Source organism: Reticulibacter mediterranei, assembly GCF_016587455.1.
The window spans coordinates 174,052-197,860 of record NZ_BNJK01000002.1; the positions used below are offsets into that span (position 1 = coordinate 174,052).

At 54.1% G+C, this 23,809-nt stretch carries 21 protein-coding genes; 12 read left to right on the forward strand and 9 right to left on the reverse strand.

Annotated features, from left to right (window positions below):
• Window positions 1–177: 177 nt before the first annotated feature.
• From K3T83_RS38960 to K3T83_RS38970, 3 genes are all read right to left on the reverse strand, one after another.
• Window positions 178–972, reverse strand: coding sequence for a DeoR/GlpR family DNA-binding transcription regulator (locus K3T83_RS38960; RefSeq protein WP_220208533.1), 795 nt, complete (start codon window positions 970–972; stop codon window positions 178–180).
• Between the two features lie 215 nt (window positions 973–1,187).
• Window positions 1,188–1,856, reverse strand: coding sequence for a response regulator (locus K3T83_RS38965; RefSeq protein ID WP_220208534.1), 669 nt, complete (start codon window positions 1,854–1,856; stop codon window positions 1,188–1,190).
• Window position 1,857: 1 nt separating this feature from the next.
• Window positions 1,858–3,666 (reverse strand): sensor histidine kinase, encoded by a 1,809-nt coding sequence (locus K3T83_RS38970; RefSeq protein ID WP_220208535.1) that lies wholly within the window; start codon window positions 3,664–3,666, stop codon window positions 1,858–1,860.
• Window positions 3,667–3,939: 273 nt separating this feature from the next.
• Here K3T83_RS38970 and K3T83_RS38975 point away from each other — a divergent pair, with 273 nt between their 5' ends.
• Window positions 3,940–4,461 carry a hypothetical protein gene (locus tag K3T83_RS38975; RefSeq protein ID WP_220208536.1) on the forward strand — a complete coding sequence of 174 codons (522 nt, stop codon included), beginning with the start codon at window positions 3,940–3,942 and terminating at the stop codon, window positions 4,459–4,461.
• A 130-nt stretch (window positions 4,462–4,591) separates the two neighbouring features.
• On the opposite strand, the gene K3T83_RS38980 is transcribed toward K3T83_RS38975, so the two are convergent.
• Entirely contained in the window at window positions 4,592–5,092 is a 501-nt protein-coding gene (locus tag K3T83_RS38980) for a PaaI family thioesterase (RefSeq protein WP_220208537.1), read from the reverse strand.
• A 266-nt stretch (window positions 5,093–5,358) separates the two neighbouring features.
• On the opposite strand from K3T83_RS38980, the gene K3T83_RS38985 reads away from it, so the two are divergent.
• From K3T83_RS38985 to K3T83_RS39000, 4 genes are read left to right on the forward strand one after another with little or no spacing between them, the layout of a single operon-like run.
• Window positions 5,359–5,769 (forward strand): hypothetical protein, encoded by a 411-nt coding sequence (locus tag K3T83_RS38985; protein ID WP_220208538.1) that lies wholly within the window; start codon window positions 5,359–5,361, stop codon window positions 5,767–5,769.
• Window positions 5,766–6,989 carry an NRAMP family divalent metal transporter gene (locus tag K3T83_RS38990; protein WP_220208539.1) on the forward strand — a complete coding sequence of 408 codons (1,224 nt, stop codon included), beginning with the start codon at window positions 5,766–5,768 and terminating at the stop codon, window positions 6,987–6,989. The genes K3T83_RS38985 and K3T83_RS38990 overlap by 4 nt, the downstream gene beginning before the upstream one ends.
• A gap of 6 nt (window positions 6,990–6,995) precedes the next feature.
• On the forward strand, window positions 6,996–7,382 hold the full coding sequence (locus K3T83_RS38995; protein ID WP_220208540.1) for a hypothetical protein: 387 nt from the start codon (window positions 6,996–6,998) through the stop codon (window positions 7,380–7,382).
• Window positions 7,379–7,684 (forward strand): PRC-barrel domain-containing protein, encoded by a 306-nt coding sequence (locus tag K3T83_RS39000; protein ID WP_220208541.1) that lies wholly within the window; start codon window positions 7,379–7,381, stop codon window positions 7,682–7,684. Before K3T83_RS38995 ends, K3T83_RS39000 begins: the two co-directional genes overlap by 4 nt.
• 53 nt (window positions 7,685–7,737) lie before the next feature.
• On the opposite strand, the gene K3T83_RS39005 is transcribed toward K3T83_RS39000, so the two are convergent.
• The 3 genes from K3T83_RS39005 to K3T83_RS39015 all read right to left on the reverse strand — a co-directional run bounded on the left by K3T83_RS39005 (window position 7,738) and on the right by K3T83_RS39015 (window position 11,816).
• Complete coding sequence (locus K3T83_RS39005) at window positions 7,738–8,511, reverse strand: 3-keto-alpha-glucoside-1,2-lyase-like domain-containing protein (RefSeq protein WP_220208542.1); 774 nt, start codon at window positions 8,509–8,511, stop codon at window positions 7,738–7,740.
• An 11-nt stretch (window positions 8,512–8,522) separates the two neighbouring features.
• Window positions 8,523–10,640, reverse strand: coding sequence for a protein kinase domain-containing protein (locus K3T83_RS39010; protein WP_220208543.1), 2,118 nt, complete (start codon window positions 10,638–10,640; stop codon window positions 8,523–8,525).
• Between the two features lie 300 nt (window positions 10,641–10,940).
• Window positions 10,941–11,816: a GNAT family N-acetyltransferase gene (locus K3T83_RS39015; RefSeq protein WP_220208544.1), complete on the reverse strand. Its 876-nt coding sequence runs from the start codon at window positions 11,814–11,816 to the stop codon at window positions 10,941–10,943.
• A gap of 169 nt (window positions 11,817–11,985) precedes the next feature.
• Between K3T83_RS39015 and K3T83_RS39020 the strand changes: the two genes are divergently transcribed.
• From K3T83_RS39020 to K3T83_RS39030, 3 genes are all read left to right on the forward strand, one after another.
• On the forward strand, window positions 11,986–12,705 hold the full coding sequence (locus K3T83_RS39020; RefSeq protein ID WP_220208545.1) for a TetR/AcrR family transcriptional regulator: 720 nt from the start codon (window positions 11,986–11,988) through the stop codon (window positions 12,703–12,705).
• Window positions 12,706–12,729: 24 nt separating this feature from the next.
• Window positions 12,730–15,360 carry a PEP/pyruvate-binding domain-containing protein gene (locus K3T83_RS39025; protein WP_220208546.1) on the forward strand — a complete coding sequence of 877 codons (2,631 nt, stop codon included), beginning with the start codon at window positions 12,730–12,732 and terminating at the stop codon, window positions 15,358–15,360.
• 477 nt (window positions 15,361–15,837) lie between these two features.
• Window positions 15,838–16,914 (forward strand): glycoside hydrolase family 53 protein, encoded by a 1,077-nt coding sequence (locus tag K3T83_RS39030; protein WP_373324739.1) that lies wholly within the window; start codon window positions 15,838–15,840, stop codon window positions 16,912–16,914.
• Between the two features lie 8 nt (window positions 16,915–16,922).
• On the opposite strand, the gene K3T83_RS39035 is transcribed toward K3T83_RS39030, so the two are convergent.
• Window positions 16,923–17,750 carry a PHP domain-containing protein gene (locus K3T83_RS39035; protein ID WP_220208548.1) on the reverse strand — a complete coding sequence of 276 codons (828 nt, stop codon included), beginning with the start codon at window positions 17,748–17,750 and terminating at the stop codon, window positions 16,923–16,925.
• Window positions 17,751–17,912: 162 nt separating this feature from the next.
• Between K3T83_RS39035 and K3T83_RS39040 the strand changes: the two genes are divergently transcribed.
• Together K3T83_RS39040 and K3T83_RS39045 are read left to right on the forward strand one after the other, a co-directional pair.
• A complete protein-coding gene (locus tag K3T83_RS39040; protein ID WP_220208549.1) occupies window positions 17,913–18,383 on the forward strand; it encodes a MarR family winged helix-turn-helix transcriptional regulator in 471 nt (156 codons plus the stop codon).
• A gap of 113 nt (window positions 18,384–18,496) precedes the next feature.
• Window positions 18,497–19,435: a zinc-binding dehydrogenase gene (locus tag K3T83_RS39045; RefSeq protein WP_220208550.1), complete on the forward strand. Its 939-nt coding sequence runs from the start codon at window positions 18,497–18,499 to the stop codon at window positions 19,433–19,435.
• Window positions 19,436–19,672: 237 nt separating this feature from the next.
• Here K3T83_RS39045 and K3T83_RS39050 read toward each other — a convergent pair whose 3' ends face one another.
• A complete protein-coding gene (locus K3T83_RS39050) occupies window positions 19,673–19,897 on the reverse strand; it encodes a hypothetical protein (protein WP_220208551.1) in 225 nt (74 codons plus the stop codon).
• A 373-nt stretch (window positions 19,898–20,270) separates the two neighbouring features.
• Between K3T83_RS39050 and K3T83_RS39055 the strand changes: the two genes are divergently transcribed.
• Both K3T83_RS39055 and K3T83_RS39060 read left to right on the forward strand, forming a co-directional pair.
• Window positions 20,271–20,519, forward strand: coding sequence for a type VI secretion system baseplate subunit TssK (locus K3T83_RS39055; protein ID WP_220208552.1), 249 nt, complete (start codon window positions 20,271–20,273; stop codon window positions 20,517–20,519).
• A gap of 56 nt (window positions 20,520–20,575) precedes the next feature.
• The gene (locus K3T83_RS39060; RefSeq protein WP_220208553.1) at window positions 20,576–23,752 is read left to right on the forward strand and encodes a winged helix-turn-helix domain-containing protein; all 3,177 of its coding nucleotides are present in this window, start codon (window positions 20,576–20,578) and stop codon (window positions 23,750–23,752) included.
• The last annotated feature ends 57 nt before the right edge of the window (window positions 23,753–23,809 follow it).

Genomic DNA, 23,809 nt, shown 5'->3' on the forward strand with positions numbered 1-23,809 from the left:
ATGTTATAATAACAGTTATATAACACATATCAAAAAAATATACAAGGGTCTAAAGCCATAAATCTGAAAATTTTCAGGGAGCAGGCCGAGCTAGCAGAAAACGAGTTAATAGACGGAAGCCGATTGAGGAGCGGACAGACAACGTAGAGCAAGCAATATGACGGGCGGGATGGATAGCTATGCAAGTGGAGCAACTTCGATAGGGATGTGGCTTTCTTTCAGCGCTTTGAGCTTTTGCTCATCGATCCCGGCATCGGTGATAATATGGTCAAACTCTTGCAGCGCGGCGAGACGATGGAGTGCGACCTTCTCCAGTTTGGTGTGATCAATGAGGAGGACACGTTTTTCAGCCGAAGCCAGCATGATACGCTTCAATTTCACGAATTCCTCTTCTGGCTGAAAAATATAGTTGCCCGAGACGGCGGCAACCGACATAAACAGGACATTGGCACGCAGAGCGGCGAGCGCCTGTTCGCAGAGCAGGCCAACAAACGCATCATATTTGGGCAGATATTCGCCTCCAGCCGACATCAGATGAATACCGCGAACCTGCGTCAATTCACGAATGGCTGCCAGACCATAGGTAATGACGGTCAAAGGCGTGACCTGGGGCAGCAGGCGAACCAGGGCAAGAACGGTAGTCGAGTCATCGAGCATGACTGCCTGGCCCGGCTCTATATGCGCCAGGGCATGTTGAGCAATGGCCTCTTTTTCCTTGACGGCCAGGGTCAGGCGATAACGCGCATCGCTTTCAAAGAGGCTCGATGGTTGCGCGGTGGCTCCTCCACGCACTTTGCGCAAAATGCCCTGCGCCTCCAACTCGTCCAGATCGCGGTGAATGGTCATGGCGCTAACATTGAAGAGATCCGCCAGTGCCTTGACGCTCACGGACGACTGCTGCAAAACATAGCTGGAGATCTGCTCTTGACGCTGCATGCGACTGGTAGAGCTTTCGACTTGAATATCCATCATATCTCAACCCCCGAATGCCGGAAATATCTTGAGTGCTATCACAGCCGCTAGTATACCATAAACGACTTGTTATTTTCACAATAATTTTGTGATAACCTCGCTAACGGGGAGTGAGGATGAAGAGACGTTATGCCACCTATGCGCTTGAGCAGTAAGGTTCCCCGAAGTCTGGTGGAAATCCCACGCGATGCGCAACGAGGAACACGACATCTCGTTTATTGTTGAGTTGGCAAGTCAATATCATCCAACGAAATAAGCCCACTTTTGAGCGCATAGATGACTGCCTGAGTACGATGCGCCAGTTGGAGCTTTGTCAGGATATTGCCTACATGCCTTTTCACCGTTTCGTCACTGACAACCAGGGCCTGGGCGATTTCCTGGTTGGTATGGCCCAGCGCAAGCTGGTGTAAGACCTCCAACTCGCGCTGGGTGAGCCGCGAGCTGTGCTTCTCAGCTTGTGCCAGTTCACCAAGAATGACACGCGCAATCTCTGGGTCAAGCAGCGATTGTCCACGTGCGGCTGCGCGGATGGCCTCCACCAGGACTTCGGGATTGGCCTCTTTGCGCACGTAGCCAATCGCTCCCGCACGCAGGGCGGCCACGACGCGAGCATCATTGGCATAGCTGGTAAGCACAACAATTCTGGTTTGGGGTGCAAGGGCACGGATCTGGCGAATAGCTTCGATCCCATCCATGCCACCGGGCATGTGTAGATCCATAATGGCAACATCGGGGAGCCAACGCTCCAGATTTTGCAGCATCTCCTCTCCGCTGGCGGCATCGCCAATCACCTCCAGATCGTCAAAGGCCCCAAGAAAACTGATCAGGCCACGGCGTACAATACTATGGTCATCGACCAGCACAATACTGATTTTCTCGGTCATCTCACTCTCCTCGCCAGATGGAAACCAACGGCTCTTTCTGCTGTTCTCCTCCTAACGCCCGTCGTTGTCGCCAGAGCGCAGCTAAATCGCAGAGCAGTACATAACATCCAATCAGGAACCCCCCAATACACAGAAAAATAACCAGGTGAACGGTGCCGGCCGATGGATGACTTGAGGCAAATTGCCCCCCAAAAATCACCGCCGCAAACACAGCAGCAAACAGTATATTCCCATGCCTGACCACTTTACGGCGCTGGTCCTTTATTTCTCGTTGCAGTTCATCGCGTGCCATTGCACGATAGATGCGGCCCTGCCTGCGATAGCACCTCCACGAAACGAAAATCAGCAAAGGGATAAATAGTATGGAAAGGGCGCTAAGGAAGACAGTAACGTATGTCCCCTCCCATCCTTGCAGACTACCTTGAAAAGAAGGCCAGGCAGAATTCAATACAATTATCCAAAGAAATACCTGTTTCTCTTCCCTTTGCTGAAGTCTGAGTCCGTCTACGTGCTCTTTTCCCAGATGTGGTAGCAGGCGCACCTTCCATGTGTGACCTTGCCACATGCCATAGGCCGCGATGAACAGACATATGACGATAGCAACAATGGGAATCTGTACGAATAAATGGCTCCCATTGCAGCTCTCAAAGAAAAGCGCAATATACAGAGCTGTTCTTCCAAGCTGAAAACTGCCCGTCACTCGTTCCATTCCCTGCTTGAGTTCCCATTCGCTCCATATTTTATCTGCAACAGGTGATTGAGGCTGTAGGAACGGAACAGTGATGTGAATGTTTGTGCCCCGGCCCACAGCGCTTTGTACTTCTATGCTGCCACCCAGCGCTGCGACTCTTTCGCGCATATTCGTGAGTCCCATACCGGCACGAGCCATCTTGGTATCAAATCCTTGCCCATCGTCAGAAACAGCCAGATGCAACGCCCTTTCACTCTGCTGGAGCGTCACAGTGACTTCTGTGGCTCGTGCATGACGAGCGATATTGGCGAAGGCTTCCTGCACCAGGCGAAAAATAGTTTCTCGTGTCCCTTCTGGTAGCAATTCATCAGGTGGAAGGTCGCCAATCGTCAGGCTCATCTCAAGCCCACTTCGGTACTTGAGGGCCTCGGCTTGCGTTCGCAGTGCATCAGCCAGCTTCGTATTCTCAAGTAGTGTAGAACCGAGCTGTTGCAACAAGGCCTGCATCTCGACCTGAGCTTCTTTGACCACCTGCTGAATATCGACGATGGCTGCCTGCGCTTTAGGAAGATCTTTACTCCAATAAACCTGCGCGGTGGCGGCACTGACACTGATACTGAACAACTGCTGCTTGATCGTGTCGTGTAGATCACGTGCAATGCGCTGCCGCTCGGTGCGGGTCGCGCTTTCACTGGCCTGCTGTAAGTACTGACGCCGCATCTCTGCCGCAGCTTGCGCTTCCTGAATATGCTTTTGCACCCGTCGATCAAGAGCAGATAAACGCGTAAAGAGCGGTGTCAGGGGCCAGGAAAATGTCGGGCAGACAGTAGCATGCCCCCGATATATATCTGTTACGGTGCGTTCAACATGATGCAAGTCATGCAAGATGTTGGCTGTCAGTAAGAGACCCAGGGCTCCACTGAGTACAATTGCTCCTATGGTGCTTATCGATGAACTGCCTCCCAGATGTGGAAGCAGCCAAACGAGAGCCAGGGCGATTGCGCTTGTCATGCCATGCGTAAGAAAGAGCTGCAATAAGATACCTGTGCGGGTCGAGCTCTTTTCTGGAAAAAATTCATTGGTGTGCCTGGACTGGTCCTCTGACAATTCGTGCTGCATCTTCCTCTCCTTATGGATTCGCCTTTTCAAGCATACCATACCACTGTTACCGAAAGACATTCCCCTTTCGGGTTATATTGCACTGCCCCATTGAGGGTCAAACAAGATGGAAGCAACGGGGGATATCACCAACAATAAATTCAGGTAAAGTAACACAGTGCGCAGGAGCAACAAGAAGCGCGCAAAAAAGTTCAGTAAATTGAATTTTTGCAACGAAGGGAAGTAATATCAATCATGCAAAGAATGGAAATAAACAAGCAAAAAATACAAACAATGAATGCTTTTCAACAGAGTCTGCTATGGGGAGCGATACTAGGAATTTTTCGCCTGATCACACTTCTTATCGGTTCCCTCATTATTATGAACTCTTTTGGCAATTTCATTTTCAGCAGCATCACTTTTACCATTACTATGGTTTTCTATGTGTTCATTGGATTGCTCGCATCACAGGAAACCGGCAGAGCAGGAACAGGAGCAATGATTGGATTTCTCACCGGGATCTTTTCCTCAATCATTGCATCGATTGGAACAATTATCCTTGCATGGACAAATGCAACTGAGATGCACCAGAGAATGCAAGATCTAGCCAACCAGCTCCACCTTAGCGGCAACGCGGCAGTTCCCCTGCTGTCGCTCCTTCTGTTCGCTGTGGTAATCCTGGGAGGGTTTATCCTCTCACCGGGATTGGGAGCACTCGCCGGAGCGATTGGGGGAGCGATTGGCAAGCGCCAAGCCAAAAACGAAGAAATCGACGAAGGAATCCCTGAGTACTACAGCGGTGGACGGAAAGATTGAACTAGCACCCACTAAGCTCCTCTGCTAAAGATACCCTCCGCAAGGGCCACAGCCAGGGTCCGAGCAGATGCCAGGAGGCTCATGCCGCCAGCAGGTTTGCTGGCGGCATGAGCGAGATAGATGTGGCATTTTACGGGCGCAACACAATGCAGGTGGTGGTTGCGTGGGCGTAGAGTTTGCCGCTGGCGTCGGTCAGGCGAGCCTCGGCGGTGGCGATACGGCCTCCCATATGAATCACTTTTCCCTCACTATACAGGGTACCGCTTTTGCTGGTCACAGGACGCACATAGTTCACCTTCAATTCGAGCGTGGTATAGCTGGTTCCAGCCGGCAACAACGTTTGCACTGCACAGCCAAGCGAGGAATCTAGCAGCGTGCAGATGATGCCTCCATGCACAGTCCCAAGCGGGTTATAGTGATATTCCGCTGGCTCTGCGGTGAAAACCACACGTCCCTCATCCGCTTCGGTAATGCGCATATCGATCAGGGCGGCAACGGGAGGTGCTGGTAATTCGCCTGCTAGCACCGCTCGCAAATATTCCATGCCACTCATCGTTTTGCTCGCCTGCAAGATGGGTGCCGGATCTTCCCAGCTAAAAGTATGTGTGCGCGTCGTCGAGGCTGTACTCATGCTCTTCTCTTTCCTTCTCTAGTGCCAGAGTTTTTCAGACTGATCGGTCTCAAAATTGGCATAGAACAAATCCCGGTTGATTGTCAATGCTCTTCCACACATTTTGCTCCCCAATCCCGCTCTTCTGTCTTTCTTTTCGCCTGCTTCTACGTGTTCAATATAGGCGTGAAGCATACTCACATCTCGCGCTTTCTCGAATATCTGCAAAACAGCGCATAGCGGGTTGAGCTTCTCGCTTGATCATAAAAAGGGGGCAACATAGTACGATGCGTAGGAGTTTAAATTATCACCTCGCGGGAGTATATCTGCTGCTTACCCTGGCGATCAGCGCGTGCAGTCTAACGCAGTCTCCCTTTGTGCGGATGGTGGATGGTGCGGGAGGGACGTTTTCGGCAGCTGCAACGACGCTAGCCTATTTCCATCAAGGGAAGCTAACCAGAGCCTATACCATTTCCAGCTTTGCCGGCTATGAGAGCCAGCTTGACGGACTCGATCAACAGTTACCGGCACAGCAAGGGGCAGACGACCAGGCGACTGTCAAACGCTTGCTTGCCCTCTACAAACCGGCAATGCAGGTAGTACAACAGCCCTGCCTGGAAAGCTCGTGCGATTGGCGCGGCCAGGTAACGACGTTGGAGCGAGCAGGCAAGGCATTTGTGGAGGTGGGCGAGGCATGAAAAAATGGCTCTCCATTGCGCTTGGTATCGTCACAGCGATCGGCGGCTTTCTCGATGCAGGCACGATTGCAACCGCTGGTGAGGCTGGAGCAAAGTTTGGGCTGGGCCTGATCTGGGCCGTCCTGGTGGCAACGGTGGCGATCATTCTGCTAGTCGAAATGGTTGGTCGCTTCACCGCCGTCTCTAAGAAAACCTATGCCGACGCCATCCGCGAGAACTTTGGCTTCAAGTTCTTCCTGCTGCCCCTGACCTGCGAGATCATCGCCGATGGCCTGCTGCTCACCGCCGAACTGGGAGGAATGGCGATTGCGCTCTCGTTGCTGACCGGCATCTCGTGGCATCTCACGTTCCCGGTGGCGGCGCTGCTGGTCTTCGCGATTGTCTGGCGCGCACCCTTCGATTGGATCGAGAATGGTCCGGCTCTGCTCGGCTTAACGACGCTGGCAATGCTGGCCGCTATTTTCGCACTCGGCGGGCCACCGCATACACTGTTGCCAACGCTCTGGCAACCGCCAATCCAGCAAGGCGAACTTGGCAGTTATCTTTACCTGACCGCCGCAACGCTGGGAGCCACCATCAGTCCCTATCTGCTCTACTTCTACTCGTCGGGCGCACGTGAAGAAGACTGGTCAGGAGCCTCTCTGCTGCTCAACAAGGTAACGGCGATTGTCGGCATGGGCTTTGGTAGTCTAGGATCGATCGCGATTATCGTGCTGAGCGCGATAGTGTTGCTGCCACTCCATATGAATGCCAACACGCTTGGCGAGATCGGTCTGCCGATGGCAAAAGCATTCGGACCCATTGGCACGGTGCTGTTCGGTGTTATCCTGTTCTCTACCTGCTTTGGCGCGGCGATGGAGGTGCTACTTGGCGTCTCGTATCTCTTCGCGCAGGGCTTTGGCTGGGAATGGAGCGAGAACAAGAAGCCAGTCGAGGCGGCACGCTTTAACCTGGTAATTCTCCTGTTCTTACTGGTAGCTATCATTATCAGTCTGTTTGGTATGGACCCGCTGCAACTGGCGCTCCTGGCCTCGACCGTCACCGCACTCATCCTGCCCGTCTCGCTCTTGCCCTTTCTCGTGCTGATGAACGATCCACAATACTTGAAAGACAAGGTCAACAGCCGCTTCAGCAATATCGCAATCATCTGCATCCTGCTGATCGCCTTCATCGTGGCACTGATCTCTTTACCGCTGGAAATTCTGACCGGAGGAGGCTAACGATCAATGGCACTTGATAAAGAACATGCATTACGAGATGATATCTTCTCTATTCGCGATATTATCGATTCACAACTTGAAACATGTGATGATATAGAAATCGGGCGCGTGGCCGATATCGAGGCTGAATGGCGCGAGGATGGTTCTCTGGTGCTTACCTCGCTCGTGAGCGGACCACAGGCGCTCATGACCCGCGTCTCGTCGCGGCTGACGCCGTTTGCGCACTGGCTCTTTCGCAACAGGTTCGACCATCGCATCCTCATCAGCGATGTCGAGCGTTTCGGCCCCACGCTCCGTTTGTGTGGCCGCGCCGACGACTATCCGGTGGGGCGCTCTGAGCGCTGGATCGCGCAATATATTCTGCGCTGGATACCGGGGAGTGGTTACAGATGAACCGAAAAACGCTCAGGATTAGCGACCTCTTGAGTTGCAAGATCGTCACAGCGGATGGCAAAGTTGTTGGGCACGTGGCCGACGTGCAGCTGACGCCTGCCCCGGAGTATCGCGTCACAGCCCTACTGTTCGGTCCACGCGCCTGGCTCCTGCGCCTCCACATGCTCAACCCCTTCAATGGCCGTCCCTCTTCAAAAGCACCCAACCGCGTGCTATGGGAGACTATTGATCGCATCGAGCCTCCCATTATCACGCTCAAACCAGGATGCCAGCCCGAAAAGCAGGGCCAGGAAATTACTTGAACCGTTTCCAGAAGAGCAATAGTACTACGGTATTCATAGAGACGAATACAGAGCTAATTCAAAGTCCAAACTCTCGCCTGTGTATACATAACTTCGGTCGCATTCTTGAAATCGACAGCCGACAGCCCAATAGGCCCCATTGTGCCATTTCCATCCTGGGCCATTACAATTTGCTGACCGTTGACAAAAACTCTCAATATATTCTTTTTCGCATAGATAGCCAGCAGATTCGTTTGATTAAAGCCTTGCTTTATAGCAGCAGTGCCATCCCTCTCTACAAGATGAACCGTCTTCTTCCCCGTATTGTCTAGATATTTTATCAGTCGGCACCTACCATATGAGCAAATTTCAATATAGTAATACATATCAGAGGAAGGCGCGATACCAATGTTCACATTCCCGCAATCGCCCTGGATAATCGTCATCTGAACTTCCAAAGCGAAATTCGTGAATGACGAAAGAAAGCTGTAACATGCATAATTGCGATTTGCTTTCTCTTCACGAACGTGCAAAGCCCCATCTTTGAATTGACAGGAGCCGCCAAAATCACTATCCATACCCGACCGCCAATACTTCTCCTGTTGCAAAGGATCAGAAATAAGCACTGTGCCACTACCTGGCAAATAAGCAGGATAGGCATTGACGGCAGCTGTGGCGGTTGCCTGCCTTGCTTGAGTAACCTGATGAGATTGGAGTACGGTTTGTTGAGCAATGTTCAATTGCACAGTTATTTCTATAACACTGGTTATGATCAGTAAAAGCAGAGCAAACGCTGATCCCAGCACCAGTGCCATATTGATTGCGCGTTCCCGCTGCGAGTTGCCCATGAGAAATTTCATTAGAGTGTCCATATTTTTATATTCTGAAAACTTACTTCGGTCGGATTCTTATCAGAAGCTGCCACCAACTCGATACTCCCCGCAGCATAGCTCCCATCCTGCACCATAGCCACCTGTTGCTGATTCACAAACAACGTAATCTGATTGCCTTGCGCTACCACTGCCATCATGTTTGTCTCGTTCGCGCCACGCTTGATAGCAATATGCTTTTGCACCGGAACCAATTGCTGAGCATTTTTCCCTATGCGATCAACATACTTGAAGAGAGAAAAGGAACCATCCAGACAGAACTGGAATTTGTAGTATTTCCTGTTGATCCTGTCGCTCCGAAAGAGGACACCACTGCAATCACCCTGGATAATCGTCGCCTCGACCTCAAAGGCAAAGTTGCTGAAAGAGAAAGCTCCAGCACAGGAATTGAATGTCATCGCCGCTGCCTCTCGAACATGATAGGCTCCGCTGATAAATTGGCAGCTACCAGATTCATACGTCTCGCTCGCCCAGAAACCAGGCTGATGCAGAGCATCGAACAATATAGGTGTCCCCTGACCCGGCAAATAGGACGGATATGCTTCTGCTCTTGCCGTCGCGGTGACAGCCTGATTGGCAACGCGCGTGGCCCGCTGCCGCGCACTGGCTGTCAGAGTTGGTGCTGCCTGGAGCGTGTTGAGCCTTATATTATCCTGGTAAGCTCCCGTACCCACAACGAAACTTAGAAGGAGCGAAAGGAGAGCTGCAACACCAAGCACGATACGTATCAGCCGTTGTTTGCTCGGAGGTGGCAATGGTTTATCCCCGGCAGGTCTATAATCAGGTGGTGGAGGTGGAATCGGCGTCGGGGAGTTCCCAGACCAGCCTGGATGCACTTTTACGCCCGGTGTGGGAACCAGCGTTTCGTCGAGAGGTGGAGGCGAGATGCGTTCTATACCTCCACTATTCGAGTTGTTGGCAGGAACAACAGGCGGCTTGTTTTCCCTCTCTCCCTGCTGCACCTGCACCGTTCGCATCATCTTCTCTTCGTCAGACAGCGGCTTATTTGCCTGTTGCACCGTCACTGTGAGCAGCACATTCCCTCTCTGCCCGCTCACAGGCTTCCTCTCGCCCTCACCCGCGAGCAAAATGAGGTGTCTATCCTGCACACCGGGCGGAATCGTCACGGTCAAGGTACGACCAGCTGGCAGCGTAATCGTGCGCGTGGAACCATGCGCGGCCTCTTCCGGGGTAATTGCCAGGCTCGCCTGCAAATCTCCAGTTGGAACGTCGAACGCTCGCTGCAATGCTTCGGCGAAAGCCAGAATAGAAGGAAATCGCTCCTGCGGCTGCTTGCTAAGGGCACGCAACAGAACAGCATCGACCTCCTGGGACAAACGGGGATTGACCTGGGAAGGCGACACCGGCTGCTCCATTAAATGCTGATACATCATCTGATGAGGCGAACCCTGAAAGGGGGGACGACCACTCAGCAACTCATAGGCCATGATTCCCAGAGCATACTGGTCGGTTGCAAAGACTGGCCGACCTTGCCATTGCTCTGGAGCCATATACGTTGGAGTGCCCCGCACCGACTGGCTCGCATCCGAAGTGGCACTACTGAGCCGCGCTATGCTGAAATCGGTCAGCAGGAGATCGGGCCGCGTCGGCGTCTCCTTGCGTTCGCGCAGCAGGAAATTCGAAGGTTTGACATCCTGATGAATAATCTGACGCTCATGAGCGTGCTGCAAAGCCTCAGCGGCTTGCTGGATCATATGGGCAACATCTTGCGGAGCCAGCAACCCCTGTTGTGATCGACTCCGCAACCACCGGGCCAACGATCCTTCGGGGCGATAGGGCATCACAAGATAGACAATTTTCATATCGCCGATCAACTGCTCGCCATAATCGAATAGCGACAAAATATGTGGGTGATCAAGCGAAACAATAGCTCTGACCTCGCGCTCGAACAGACGTGTCGCTTCGTTCAGAGCATCGCGGCTCAAGCCCTCTTCTATGCGGATAACTTTGATCGCGACCTGTCGTCTTATATACGGATCTTGTGCAAGATAGACATCCCCCATGCCTCCGCTACCAATCGGGCGCACAATATGATACCGATCTAATTGCTGCCCTGCAAGTATCATACACAACCTCACCAGATGGAAAAATACCAGAGGAAAATCGCTTCCTTATCTTACTTATAATATATAACACATTTCTCCCTCTGCACAGTTATATACTTCACAGCATGCAGCATCAAGAAGCCCTGAATATTGATGGTAGAAAGGAATAAAACCTTTCTTGTGCGGATTATGGATATTGGGGGCGTTATTTATGGGAGGGCATCGATCGCATCGAGCCTCCCATTATCACGCTCAAGTCCGGCTGCCAGCCCGAAAAACATGATCGAGAAGTACTCGAACCGTTTCCTCATGATACAGAGGTCAATAGAGAACGGATGGCAGCCATAGCTCATCAGGCTGCTCATATGGTCCCAGCGCCATCAGATTCATCACCTTGATCGTCCGGCAACCCGCATTCAGTGCCTTACGATACAGGCTGGCTTCGCTGAGAGGGCAGAGAAAGAGCGTAGGCGCTGGCAGGAGGCGACGAGCTGCTTCACCTACAAGCATAAGGATATCCTCTTCCGTTTCAGCTACCCCATGACCGAAAAAGCCAGGGATAATGTACCCGGTAATACGTCCCTCCCGCTCTCTCAATGAAGGGGTAAATCCAAAGCGAATGGCTGATGCAACCTCATTCCTACGAGTACTCTTATAGATACGAGTGGAGAGTTGCTCGATTGCAGGCAGATCAGCCTCGCTGACCGTCCTCACACTCTCTTCGGCCCTCTCCGCTGGCACAGCTTGCATCACAACTATTGCATCTTTCACCTCAAAACCCAGAGATGCATAGAGTGAGAGCGACCGCGTATTGTATGCCTCCTGCAAAAGCCGCACTCGCTCTATATGATAGCGGCGCGCATATTCGATGACATCAAGCATAAGCGCTCTTCCAATACCTCTTCCCTGAAACGCAGGGTCTACAGTAATTGGACCTACTCCAGCCACTGGGTCCATCAAAGAGAGGTGATTTGAGCCAACAACTTCTCCATCTATCAGAGCAGCCACGCTATAAAAGTCTTCACGTTGCACCAGCATGCTAGTGACCTGCCTGGCAACGACAATACTTGGAAAATCTAATGTGATACGATGCTTATCCTGTATATCCTTGAACGCCTCAAAACAAATCCTGCCCAGTTCGCTTACCTGATGCTGTTCCGCTGGCATCAAGCGCGGGGTCATCGTTTGGGTAACCATCGTTTGCTCTCCTTTCTACCATCCTTTACGAGGGTCACAAATTCATAGATTACCTTTCTTCTCCGTTAAAATGCCCTTGACTTTTCCTTCCTTCGGCTGTACTATTCTGAATAGATAATGATATGACTAAATAAGACGAAATAGTCATTTGATTGAGAGGAGAGGAAAGTTGGCAAGGCAAAGTCGGGGGGCAGGCACACGACAGGAGCGCGCACATCGCATTCTGGATGCCGCCTCAGCGTTGATTCAGCGCTGGGGCTATAACAAAACCACCATCGATGACATCGCCAGACAAGCAGGAGTTGCGAAAGGCACCATCTACCTGCACTGGAAAACCCGCGAGGAGCTTTTCTCGGCCCTGCTCACACGCGAAAAGCTGGAAATGGGCATGGAGATCAGGCGGAGCATCGAAGATGATCCCGAAGGTGCCACCTTGCGCGGCATGATAAAGCACATGGCGCTCATACTGATGAAACGGCCCCTGCTGAAAGCGATCTTCTTGCACGATATGGAGATGCTGGGCAAGCTGGCTCATGAACGCTATAGCACCGAGGCCCATCAGCAGCGGCTCAGAGGCTTTAACGCCTATCTCGAATTGTTGCGCGAACATAATCTCGTGCGTAAAGATCTCAGCTTGCAGGCTCAGGTGTATATCTTCAGCGCCATTTTTACCGGTTTCTTTTTAGCACAGCCGTTCATGGCCGAAGACTACCCCCTGTCCGATGAGGAGATAGCCGACCTGATGGCTGAAACGGTACACATGACGCTTGAACCAGATCACGAAATTTCGCCAGATTCATTGCAGGCTGCTTCAGATATGTTTCGTCGGTATCTGGATCATAGTATGGAGGCTGCACAGGAGCAATTTCAACAGGAAATAGATGGATAACGTTTCGGGTAAGGAGAACTCGCAATGAGTAAGGAACTGGATCATCCCCTTGTCATCGCCCTCGCCGATACCTCCGCCACATTGGAAGAGGTGGGAGGTAAGGGAGCATCGCTGGCGCGGCTGGCGACAGCTGGCTTGCCAGTGCCGGCAGGCTTTCACATCACCACAGACGCCTATCGTCGTTTTGTCGCCGAAAACGGGCTGCAAGAGCGCATTCTCGCCGCTGTCTCGACCGTCAACGCCGATCAGCCTGCGCAACTAGAGGCGGCAGCACAACAGATAGAGCAGCTTTTCGCCCAGGGCACTATGCCAACAGAGATAGCGGGCATGATCCGCCAGGGCTACGCAGAGCTTGGTGGAGGCGATCTGCCAGTTGCGGTCCGCTCCTCAGCAACGGCTGAGGATCTACCGGAGATGTCGTTTGCCGGTCAACAGGAGACCTACCTCAATATGCGTGGAGAGGCGATGGTCCTTGATGCCGTGAAACGCTGCTGGGCCTCGCTGTGGACCGCACGCGCGATTGGCTATCGCATGCGCCACAACATCGCGCCTGCTGACGTGAGCCTCGCTGTGGTAGTGCAGAAATTGATCCCGGCTGATGCTTCTGGTATCCTTTTTACGGCCAACCCGCTGAACGGTAATCAACACGAGGTGATGATTAATGCAGCGTGGGGGCTGGGTGAAGCGATTGTCGGCGGACAAGTCACACCTGATACGCTCGTGGTCGAGAAGGACAGCGGCTCTATCGCCAGCCAGGAGATCGCCGAGAAGAGCGTCATGACGGTCCGCACTCCCGAAGGCACGCACGAAGAGCCGGTCCCGCCTGAGAAACGCACTCAACCAGCGCTCACGACTCAACAGGCGGCAGAGCTGGCCCGGGTCGGAACGCGTATCGAGCAACTCTATGAGTGCCCGATGGATATCGAATGGGCCATCGAGGATGGACAGATCTTTGTGGTGCAGGCTCGCCCGATCACTGCACTTCCCGAACCGACCGTGCCCGCAAAAAAAGAGCTGGAGTGGAAGTTGCCGCAACCCAAAGGGCGCTACATGCGAGCAAGCGTGATGGAACTGCTGCCCGATCCGCTCTCGCCGCTCTTCGCCACGCTGGGACTTCCCGCATGGTCCAGAATCACATCAAAAGTCCTTAATGACTTCAAAGTCCCATATATTGATGATCCGCTGGTCATTATCAACGGCTACGGCTACTACGATATCACCTATACACCCGCGCTGACGATCAAGCTGCTCCTGGCCATACCACGCATCTTCGCTGGTGAACTGCCACGCCTGATGAAGAGTGCGCGGGAACGCTGGCAAAAAGAGCATGGCACATATCGCGAGATCGTCCAGCGCTGGCAAGCCGAAGATCTGGTCGCCACTTCAGCACATGATCTGCTCGTTGGCATGCGTGAGATCACCGACGAAGCCTCCCGCTATTACCTCACCATCCAGAGCGGCCTGCTGCCAGCGGCTTACATGAGCGAGTTATTCTTCACCATCGCCTATAACAAACTCATCAAGCGGCACGATGATCCATCGGCTATCACCTTCTTGCTGGGATACGATAGCACGCCGATACATGCCGAGAAAGCGCTCTACGATCTGGCTCAATGGGTACGCGAACGGCCCGAACTGGCGGCGGCACTTGAGAAAATGACAGGCAGTGAGTTTACGGCCGCCTATCAGAAAGGACAGGTGGCCGGTGTCGATGCGGAGACGTGGGAGCAGTTCAAAGAGCGGTTCGCGGCACATCTGGCAAAATACGGTCACGCCATCTATGATCTCGATTTCGCCAAAGCCGTTCCAGCAGAAGATCCTGGATCATTCCTGGAAACGCTCAAATTCTTCCTGAGCGGGCAGGCACCCAATCCCTATACGCGTCAGCAAACGACGGCTCAGGCACGCGAGCAGGCTGTGCAGAAGATCCTTGCGCAAGTGCATGGAGTGCGCTTCTCGATCTTCCGACGCCAGTTGAAGTGGGCGCAGGAGATGGCCCCGTTGCGCGAAGATGGACTCGCCGATGTGGGTCTGGGCTGGCCGATATTGCGCAAGATGGCGCGTGAAATCGGGCGGCGTCTCACCGAGGCCGATACCATTGCAAACCCGGACGATGTATTCTGGCTGACCCTGGACGAATTGCAGAACGCCACCGCCGCGTTAGATGCAGGAGAGCAACTGGAGCATCATCAGGCGGTTGTTGCCGAGCGCCATACCACCTGGAAGCGCGAACACGCCGTCACACCACCCGTCGCACTGCCACCAAAGGAGGGCGCTCGCTTCCTGGGAATCGACTTTAGCGGGGTGATGCCAGCGCGCGCCGATCAACCGGTTGGCGATGTTATCAAGGGAACCCCTGGCAGCGCAGGACGCGTGACCGGACCCGCGCGAGTGATACACGGCCCCGCCGAGTTTGAGCAGATGCGCCAGGGCGATATTCTGGTGGCACGCATCACGACTCCCGCCTGGACACCGCTGTTCGCGCTGGCTGCTGGCGTCGTTACCGATGTAGGCGGTCCCCTCAGCCATAGCTCGATTGTGGCCCGCGAATATCACATCCCTGCTGTCCTGGGAACCGGCGTGGCAACGGAACGGCTTCACAACGATCAACGCATCACGGTTGATGGCGATGCGGGATCTGTCACGGTCTTGTAATAACGTTAACCTAGTCGTTTTCGCGCGATTATTGATGCATCCGAATGGAAGGGGAGAGAGCGTTCTCCCCCATCCGTAGCGACAAGGGGCGGCGGGGAGAGGACGCGGGGGCCTTGCGCTTGTCGCCCTCGCCACATCGTTTCTCTGTTGCCCGGTTCCCGCGTGCCCCCAACAGCGACAAGCGCAAGGCCCCCACAGCCCCACCACGCCACCCCTTGTCGCTACGGATGACCCAACATCTTCTGTTCTCTCACCATTCTCCTTCCATTGCCCGATATACTCATTCTGGTGATCTCCAACCTGTTGAAGCCTTGACATTTAGCGCCAAACTGATTACTATTGACTATAGGTTTGGCGCTAAACTTATGGTATTTAAGAATTTACAGTGGTGTAAAGCGTCTACGTTGCTTTCCTAACAAGGATGAATAGGAGAACACAGTGGCAACCAGAGCAGTACGCATCCCCATCATTTTTCTCATGTCCCTCCTCACGTTGTTGATCAGCATCCAACCCGCTCCCGCACAGGCCGCCTCTACCCTTTCGATGTTAGGTGCTGATGTCTCGTCGCTTCAACATGCAGAGGATCTTGGCGCGAAATATTATTATGCCAACGGTACGGCTGGCGATCCGCTTCAGATCCTCAAGGACAACGGCGTCAACTATATCCGCCTGCGTATCTGGGTCAATCCCGCCAATGGTTACAACAACAAAACGAAGGTGCTGGCGTTTGCAAAAACTGTTAAGGCAAAGGGATTGAAGTTGATGATCGATTTCCACTACTCGGACACCTGGGCCGATCCGGGACATCAAACCAAGCCTGCGGCCTGGGCCAGCCACACGATCAGCCAGCTTCAGACTGATGTTTACAACTACACTTACGATGTCTGCAACTCGCTCAAATCGCAGGGCACAACGCCGGATAGCGTTCAGATCGGCAACGAGATCAATGTAGGCATGCTCTGGCCCGAAGGCGAGGTCGTCAACAACAACTTCACCAATCTCGCTCTGTTGTTGAAATCGGGTTATAACGCAACAAAGGCATGCAACAGCGGCACACAGGTCATCATCCATACGGCCGATGCTGATAGCGACGCCAACGCGCGCTGGTTCTATGATGGCATCAAGGCGCAGGGCGTCAGTTGGGATATCACGGGCCTGTCGTATTATTGCTACTGGCACGGCTCAATGTCCAATATGTCAAGCGTCGTTGCAGATATGAAGTCGCGCTATGGCAAGTCCGTTATCATCGCCGAAACCGCTTATCCATTCACGGCAGACAACGCCGATAGCGAGGCCAACAGCATTAGCTCTTCGACGCCCTGCTCTGGCTATTCCGCAACCTGGACAGGACAATACAACAACTTCCGCGACGTGCTGGCGGCGGCACGAACGGGTGGAGCAATCGGCGTCTTCTACTGGGAGCCAACCTGGATCGCCACCCCCGGCAACGGTTGGGACCCTACCAATCCCAGTTCCGGCGATGGTTGGGACAATCAAGCGCTCTTCAACTGGAGCGGACTCGCAAATCCCGCTATAGCGCTGTTTAAGCCGTGAAAGGCACGTTATCGTACCTGGACGCCAATGCGCTCAAGAAAGCGTCGGCACATGTCGGCACGATACTTGATAGGCATGCGACCAGGAGGGCCATGCGAATCTGAGCCAGCCGTGAAGAGCAAATCGTGCTGCTGCACATAGCTCAAATACATTTCAACCATTTCAGGTGTGTGTGCAGGATAATAGACCTCAATGCCATCCAATGGCACTTCTGCCCGCACCTGATCAAGTAATTCTGGGGTGTAATAGGTGAACTCCTGCGGCTCTTGCAGGCCACGACCAGGATGCGCAATCAGCGCAACTCCTCCGCTTCGATGTGCTGCCTCAACAGTTTCGTGCATGTCCGCCTTCATTTCACGATACCCAGCATCAGTTATCAACGCCAATGCACGCGGCCAATCCTCGACGTAACCATGTTTGAGCAGCAATTTGCCGCAATCACCTGCCACGCGCAAATCTTGAGGATGCGGAAAGTGGTAGCCCCGGCGCTGTAGCTCTTCGTACACCAGCTCTGCATTGTTTTGCTGACGCTGCCGAACATCGTCTGCAATGGCTCTTAATGCCTGATCGTGAGGATCAAAGCCAAAGCAGAGGACATCCGCCATCTTTCCATGCCATTCCGCGCTGATCTCCACTGCGGGAATGACCACCACACGCTTTTGAGCGCCTAGCAACTGGATGCGGGCCACAGTATCAACGCGGTCGTGGTCAGTGACCGCAACCAGACCGAAGCCTTCTTGCGCTAAATAGTCGAAAAGTTGTTCCGCTGACCAGCGCCCATCACTATACGTGGTATGCAATTGTAGATCAATAGCCGTATCTGGTTGTATATGCAAATGAAGCTCCTTTTCTGAATAGATTGTGATTCTCCTCGCTCACAAGCTTTCTCTTCAACACAATCATATCTCCCCCTCTCACCATTTTAAAGCGAGTGGAGTTGACATCACTCATCACACCTGTTATTATTAATTTAGTCGGCATAATAATAGGTGAGGTCTATGCAAAAACCAATCACAACGTATCTGGAAGAGAATTTGAGTTTGTCCCTGGTACGGCTCTGTAAAGTTTTTCGCCAGCAGGGGGAAGTCTGGTATCAGGAGATTGGCCTCCACGCGGGTCAAGAGCTAGTCATTTTCCGCCTATTGGAGGAGGATGGCCTCTCGCAGTCTCAGCTCGCAGCTCGGCTTGGCGTCGAGATTGGCACGGTCGCCAAAACGGTCCAGCGCATGGAAAAAGAGGGACTGCTGATCCGCCGTCAGGATACTGAGGATGCTCGGATCTCGCGGGTATATCTGACGGAAAAAGGACGGCATCTAGGCGAACCGGCTTTGCACATCTGGAAAGATCTCGATGCGTGCCTCGTACAGGGGATGAGTCAAGCAGAACAGCTCCTCTTTCGGCGCTTGCTCGTCCAGGCGGCGTCCAATTTCTCGCGCAGCTCGTTTTCTCCGACAGATGAACACCCATAGCAGCTTTTTTTCTTGCATTATTATGCCGGCATAATATTGAGCATGAGGCCATTTTTGCACAAGCACTATCTGAAACAAGGCGAAATGGCTCAAAAACGAAAGGAAAGAGAGACATGAGTTCCATACGTGCGATTGTCGTTGATCCCGATGTTCCAGGGCGGTTTGCCATCAAAGAGGTCGAAGCGCCCCAGCCTCGTCCGTCAGAAACACTGGTTCAGGTTGAGGCCATTTCTTTGAACCGAGGAGAAGTGATGTACACCAAAGCGGGCAGGCGACCAGGCTGGGATCTGGCCGGAACCGTCATTAAGCAGGCAGCCAATGGGACGGGACCACAGGTCGGGAGCAGAGTGGTGGGCATGCCGCCTGATGCAGGTGCATGGGCTGAGCAGGTAGCAGTTCCTACGAACATGCTGGCCGCAATTCCTGATGAGGTGACGTTTGCTCAGGCAGCCACTTTACCGACTGCTGGCCTCACCGCGCTCCATGCACTTGAGAAAGGAGGATTTCTCCTGCACAGGCGCGTGTTGATTACCGGTTCTACAGGTGGGGTGGGACTCTTCGCGCTTCAGCTTGCCAGGCGAAGCTCGGCCTATGTCGTCGGCACGGCTCGCCAGGCTCGCAACGAGGCGTTAGTCCGCGAGGCGGGAGCTGATCAGGTGATCGTGGGGGACGACCTTGAGCCTGCGCGCGCCTATGGCCCCTACGATTTGATTATCGAGTCGCTCGGTGGGAAGGCTCTGGCGAGCGCACTCTCACAGATCTCACCGGGGGGAACCTGCGTCACGCTGGGCTGGTCGGTATCGCCATCGGTCACCATTGATCTCAGCAATTTCAACGCTACCGGGGGAGTGACCCTCTATGGGCTGAGAATGTCCACAGAATTACAGCGTCGTGCGGCATCTGAAGATCTGACCCGGCTCGCACAAATGGTAGCCGAGCAGAAATTACGCCCACCAATCGAAGTTGAAGCTTCCTGGCACGAAATTGGCGATATCGCGCAGCGCTTGCTAGAAAGACAATTCACCGGCAAAGCGGTTCTGCATCTGGCGTAGAGGATACGAAAGCTACTTATAATCGGTGCATCCGCCAAATACTCCAGGGAGAGAAGGTTTTCCTCGCCCGTAGCGACAATGGGAGGTGTGGAGGGGTTGCGGGGGCCTTGCGCTTGTCGCTGTTGGGGGTTACGCGGGAATCGGAAAACAGACACACGATGTGGCGAGGGCGACAAGCGCAAGGCCCCCGCCAAGACCCCCAGCCTCCCCTTGTCGCTACGGGTGGACCCAACACCTCTACACCCTCCCAACCATCGCCTCCTCACTTCCTGGATGCTCCAGGAGGGTGACATGTCTGTTCTCTCTCCCCGCCCGTAGCGACAATGGGAGGTGTGGAGGGGTTGCGGGGGCCTTGCGCTTGTCGCCCTCGCCAGGCCGATTCATCGTTGGGGGAACAGCGACAAGCGCAAGGCCCCCGCCAAGACCCCAGCCTCCCCTTGTCGCTACGGGTGGACCCAACACCTCTACACCCTCCCAACCATCGCCTCTCTACCCCACATGCGATAGCAAAAGCGTCCTGTGTGCTGTAGCGCTTTTGGCGATAGTACGAGATAACTTTTCCCATATGAGGCAGATTATACATACCCAGTAAGAAATTTCCATAACAAGACCACCAATATTGTATCATTAGTGCCTACCTCTCTTTCTCTATCTATAATGCTTTCTATCATACATCTTTTTATTCTCTATAACATGACAAATCTTTCATATTCTCTCTACATACTCTTGTGAGTCACAAAAGTAGTTCATTTCTTTTCTATCGCCCTTAAAGTACCATACTTCATGAGCCTTGTTCCCAGGCGTTGCGCGCGGAACGTAGCAAGGCTTTCGGGCGATGGTTTCGTCCACTATCCCCGCCATCGCTCATAGGACGGCACAGCCAGACGTCGCGCCTCTCTTCTGTCCCGCTCGTCGTCTGGCTGGCTTTTTATCGACGTTCACAGAAGTTTCTCATCATCCACCAATAGTCGGCTGCTCACAGGTCAGGATGGGTGAGCACCAGCGGTCGCCCGCTGGCCCCCTGCAAAAATATGACGGACACCCGGGGCTGGATGGCCAGGTAGCCTTGATGGTTGTTCTCTAACATGCTATATTTGTTCTCTAACTTTTCGTCAATACCACCAGGAAGGGAACGGAGAGATGCATCCAGCAGGCACGAAGGGCGTTGTTCGCGATGGCATCCTGAGCTATGCATGTAACGAAGAAACGGTGACGGTGCCGGTCGATTCGGCTTCGTGGCAAGGCTGGCTCGAAACAGCGCTGGCCTTCCGCTTTCGGGATGAGGCAGGGAGCTTTACGGCGCAAAAGAAGCAAGCAAGTAATCGACGCGGCGGCTGGTACTGGTATGCCTATCGTCGGCGCAACGGGCACCTTGAGAGCCTCTATCTTGGTATCTCTTCCCGGCTCACGCTGGACCATTTGCGCCACGCCGCCCGACAACTGGCAGAACGCAGCACAACGTCCTCTCAGCAGCCTTCAAAGCAGGCGTCAGAGAATGACCAATGCTCATTTCTGGCCACGAAACTACGCATTCCGCACCTGCCCACTCAGCATGTCGCCCGCCCGCGCCTGCTGCAAGCGCTCGATCAGGGATTACAGTATCGGTTAACGCTGATCTCGGCCCCGGCTGGCTCAGGCAAAACAACATTGCTAGCGGCATGGGCGCGGGCGTGTGTGGTCCCGGTTGCGTGGCTCTCGCTAGAGGCTGCTGATGACGATCCGTTGCGCTTCCTGGCCTATGTGGTTGCCGCCCTTGAGCGCCTTGACGCCCGAATAAGCGAACACGATTTTGCCATCTACTGGCGCACCGAAGAACCTTCATGGGAACGATTGCTGACGCGCCTCGCCAACGATCTTGCTCAACTGTTCACCAACGATATTGTGCTGTTGCTGGACGATTATCATCATATCACCAGCGAACCGATCCATGCCGCGCTTCGCTTTCTCATCGACCACGCGCCGCAGCAGCTTCATCTCATGATCGGCACGCGCAACGATCCTCCGCTGCCCCTGGCTCGTCTGCGTGGACAGGGCCACCTGCAAACGCTTGGAGCCGAGACGTTGCGCTTCTCCCGGGACGAATTGCAGGCATTACTCCAGAACCTCGCGCTCGATCTTCCTCTCGAAGCTCAACGGCTTGTCGAGCAACAGACGCAGGGCTGGGTCGTGGGCGTGCAGTTGCTCTCGCTAGCCTTGCGTGGACAAAGCAACCCGGTCGCTTTTCTCCAGACACATCCAGGGACACACCGCTTCTTGCTGGATTATGTGAGCGAAGAAATTCTATCACATCAATCGCCCGAAACACGTGAATTTCTACTTCTGACCAGTGTGCTGGAACGTTTGACAGGTTCGCTCTGTATCGCCGTGACAGGGCAGCAGAACGGTGCGGAGAAGCTGCACGAGCTGTATCGCTCTACGCTGCTATTGCACGAGCTGGACGAGGGCGGGATCTGGTATGGCTATCATCCCTTATTTGCCGAGAGCCTGCGCGCTCACCTGTTCAAACAGCGGCCCGAACTGGTTGCAGAGCTGTATCGACGGGCAAGCGGATGGTATGAACAACAACCCTGGAAGGAGGAGGCCAGCGAGATAGCCGTCGAATATGCGCTCCTGGCTGGTGACGCTCCACGAGCGGCTGCGCTGCTCACAGATCTGGTCCCATATCTGATTGCTGAGGGGAAATTCACACGTTTACAGCGCTGGCTTGCTCAGCTTGCGCCTTCGCTGATCGCAGCCTCGCCGCAACTGTGGCTCGCCTCGATATGGACACAGTGCTATGAGGGCAATATGGAGAGGATTATCAAACAGCTTGAGGAGCAGACCGCGCTGCATGCTGCGGATACAGATTCGCACTGGGCCAACCTGCAAGGGGAGTTGACGCTGTTCAAAGGCTGGCTGGCCCTGGGAGAGCAGGATTTTCCGCGCACCATCTCGCTCGTCCACGATACCCTCTATGCGCGACCTAGCCCCGAAGGAGCCTTGAGCCGCCTGATTGCGGTACGACAGAGCATGATGCTCAGCACGGCATATCGAGCAGGCGGCGATCTGGAAGCGGCGGAGCGGGTGCTGCTGGAAGCGTTGCGCGCGCATACAGGCGGCGCGGATTGTTTGCTCAATCCGCTGGCAAAGGTGAATCTGGCCGCACTTTATGAGACACGCGGTCGCCTGAACAAAGCGGGGCAACTCTATCTTGAGATAGTGCGCGTCCTCGATCGGCGCAACAGTCCGTCGTTCTCATTTCTCGCGCTGGTGCAGGCTCATTACGCCACCCTCCTGTATGAGTGGAATCAACTGGCGGAGGCGGAGGCAGCCGCGCAGCAGGCAAGCGAACTGGCACAACGCCTGGATATACCCACCGCTCGCTTGCAATTGTATTGTCTCTGGCTGCAAACACGAATTGCGCTAGCCTGTTCAAATCGGGAATCTCCCGTTGTAGTCGAGCGATTTATCGCGGGGTGGCCTCTCATCGGTTCCCCCCGCGATAAATCGCTCGACTACAACGGGGGATCACCGGGTTTGAAAGGAAAGATTCATGATGCCTGCCATCTGTCCGAGCAGGCCGATGCACTGGCCCGGCTTCAGAGCAAGGAGCAGGCACTTCTCCACTGGGAAACGCTGCCAGGGCTGGCCGTTTCCGCACGTCTGGGGCTGGCAATCGGTGATGTCGAGCAGGCCGAGCAGTGGGCGATACCGCGCGGCCTTCGTTTTGACGAGCCACTGAGCCTTCAGGTTGTCAGCAGGGACTATTTCGACTATGTGACGCTCGCTCGTCTCCTGCTCACACGTGGCCGCGACGATGCATCCACATTGAGCGAGGCGTTGAGGCTGCTCGATCATCTGCGGCTCGCCCTCGTTGGGACCGGCTATACGGGCTGGTCGATTGAGATTGAGATGCTCACCGCGCTGACATTGCAGGCGATGGGCAAGACAAAACGAGCACTTGATACGCTGGGGCCGGTCCTGATGCAAGCTGAACCCGCAGGATATATTCGCCTGTTTGCTGACGAGGGCGAACCGATGGCGCGACTGCTCGCACAGGTCGCGCCCTATACCACCGCCTCGTCAAGCTATCTGCACCGGCTGCGGGCAGCTCTTCCCTCATCATCGCTCTCCCCGAGCACGCACCAGCCCTTGAGCAAACGCGAGGGCGAAGTGCTTCATTTATTGGCGGCAGGTTACTCAAACCAGCAGATCGCGCAAGAACTGATTATCAGCCTGCACACCGTCAAACGCCACGTCAAGCACATCTTCACGCGCCTCACCGTGACCAATCGCACCCAGGCGGTGATACGCGCTCGCGAACTGCATTTGGTTTAATCCCCACTGTCGTTGCGTCTCCTCGTGTATGGCAGGGGCGATGGCTTGTCCTCGCCC

Excerpts from the sequence above, each read along its gene's own strand:
- K3T83_RS38975 (WP_220208536.1), top strand. The coding sequence starts at position 3,940 with ATGAATGCTTTTCAACAGAGTCTGCTATGGGGAGCGATACTAGGAATT.
- K3T83_RS39000 (WP_220208541.1), top strand. The coding sequence starts at position 7,379 with ATGAACCGAAAAACGCTCAGGATTAGCGACCTCTTGAGTTGCAAGATC.
- K3T83_RS38965 (WP_220208534.1), bottom strand. The coding sequence starts at position 1,856 with ATGACCGAGAAAATCAGTATTGTGCTGGTCGATGACCATAGTATTGTA.
- K3T83_RS39015 (WP_220208544.1), bottom strand. The coding sequence starts at position 11,816 with ATGGTTACCCAAACGATGACCCCGCGCTTGATGCCAGCGGAACAGCAT.
- K3T83_RS39045 (WP_220208550.1), top strand. The coding sequence starts at position 18,497 with ATGAGTTCCATACGTGCGATTGTCGTTGATCCCGATGTTCCAGGGCGG.
- K3T83_RS38970 (WP_220208535.1), bottom strand. The coding sequence starts at position 3,666 with ATGCAGCACGAATTGTCAGAGGACCAGTCCAGGCACACCAATGAATTT.
- K3T83_RS38995 (WP_220208540.1), top strand. The coding sequence starts at position 6,996 with ATGGCACTTGATAAAGAACATGCATTACGAGATGATATCTTCTCTATT.
- K3T83_RS39005 (WP_220208542.1), bottom strand. The coding sequence starts at position 8,511 with ATGGGCAACTCGCAGCGGGAACGCGCAATCAATATGGCACTGGTGCTG.
- K3T83_RS39055 (WP_220208552.1), top strand. The coding sequence starts at position 20,271 with ATGGTTTCGTCCACTATCCCCGCCATCGCTCATAGGACGGCACAGCCA.
- K3T83_RS39030 (WP_373324739.1), top strand. The coding sequence starts at position 15,838 with ATGTCCCTCCTCACGTTGTTGATCAGCATCCAACCCGCTCCCGCACAG.
- K3T83_RS39010 (WP_220208543.1), bottom strand. The coding sequence starts at position 10,640 with ATGATACTTGCAGGGCAGCAATTAGATCGGTATCATATTGTGCGCCCG.
- K3T83_RS38980 (WP_220208537.1), bottom strand. The coding sequence starts at position 5,092 with ATGAGTACAGCCTCGACGACGCGCACACATACTTTTAGCTGGGAAGAT.
- K3T83_RS39060 (WP_220208553.1), top strand. The coding sequence starts at position 20,576 with ATGCATCCAGCAGGCACGAAGGGCGTTGTTCGCGATGGCATCCTGAGC.
- K3T83_RS39025 (WP_220208546.1), top strand. The coding sequence starts at position 12,730 with ATGAGTAAGGAACTGGATCATCCCCTTGTCATCGCCCTCGCCGATACC.
- K3T83_RS38990 (WP_220208539.1), top strand. The coding sequence starts at position 5,766 with ATGAAAAAATGGCTCTCCATTGCGCTTGGTATCGTCACAGCGATCGGC.
- K3T83_RS38985 (WP_220208538.1), top strand. The coding sequence starts at position 5,359 with ATGCGTAGGAGTTTAAATTATCACCTCGCGGGAGTATATCTGCTGCTT.
- K3T83_RS38960 (WP_220208533.1), bottom strand. The coding sequence starts at position 972 with ATGATGGATATTCAAGTCGAAAGCTCTACCAGTCGCATGCAGCGTCAA.
- K3T83_RS39040 (WP_220208549.1), top strand. The coding sequence starts at position 17,913 with ATGCAAAAACCAATCACAACGTATCTGGAAGAGAATTTGAGTTTGTCC.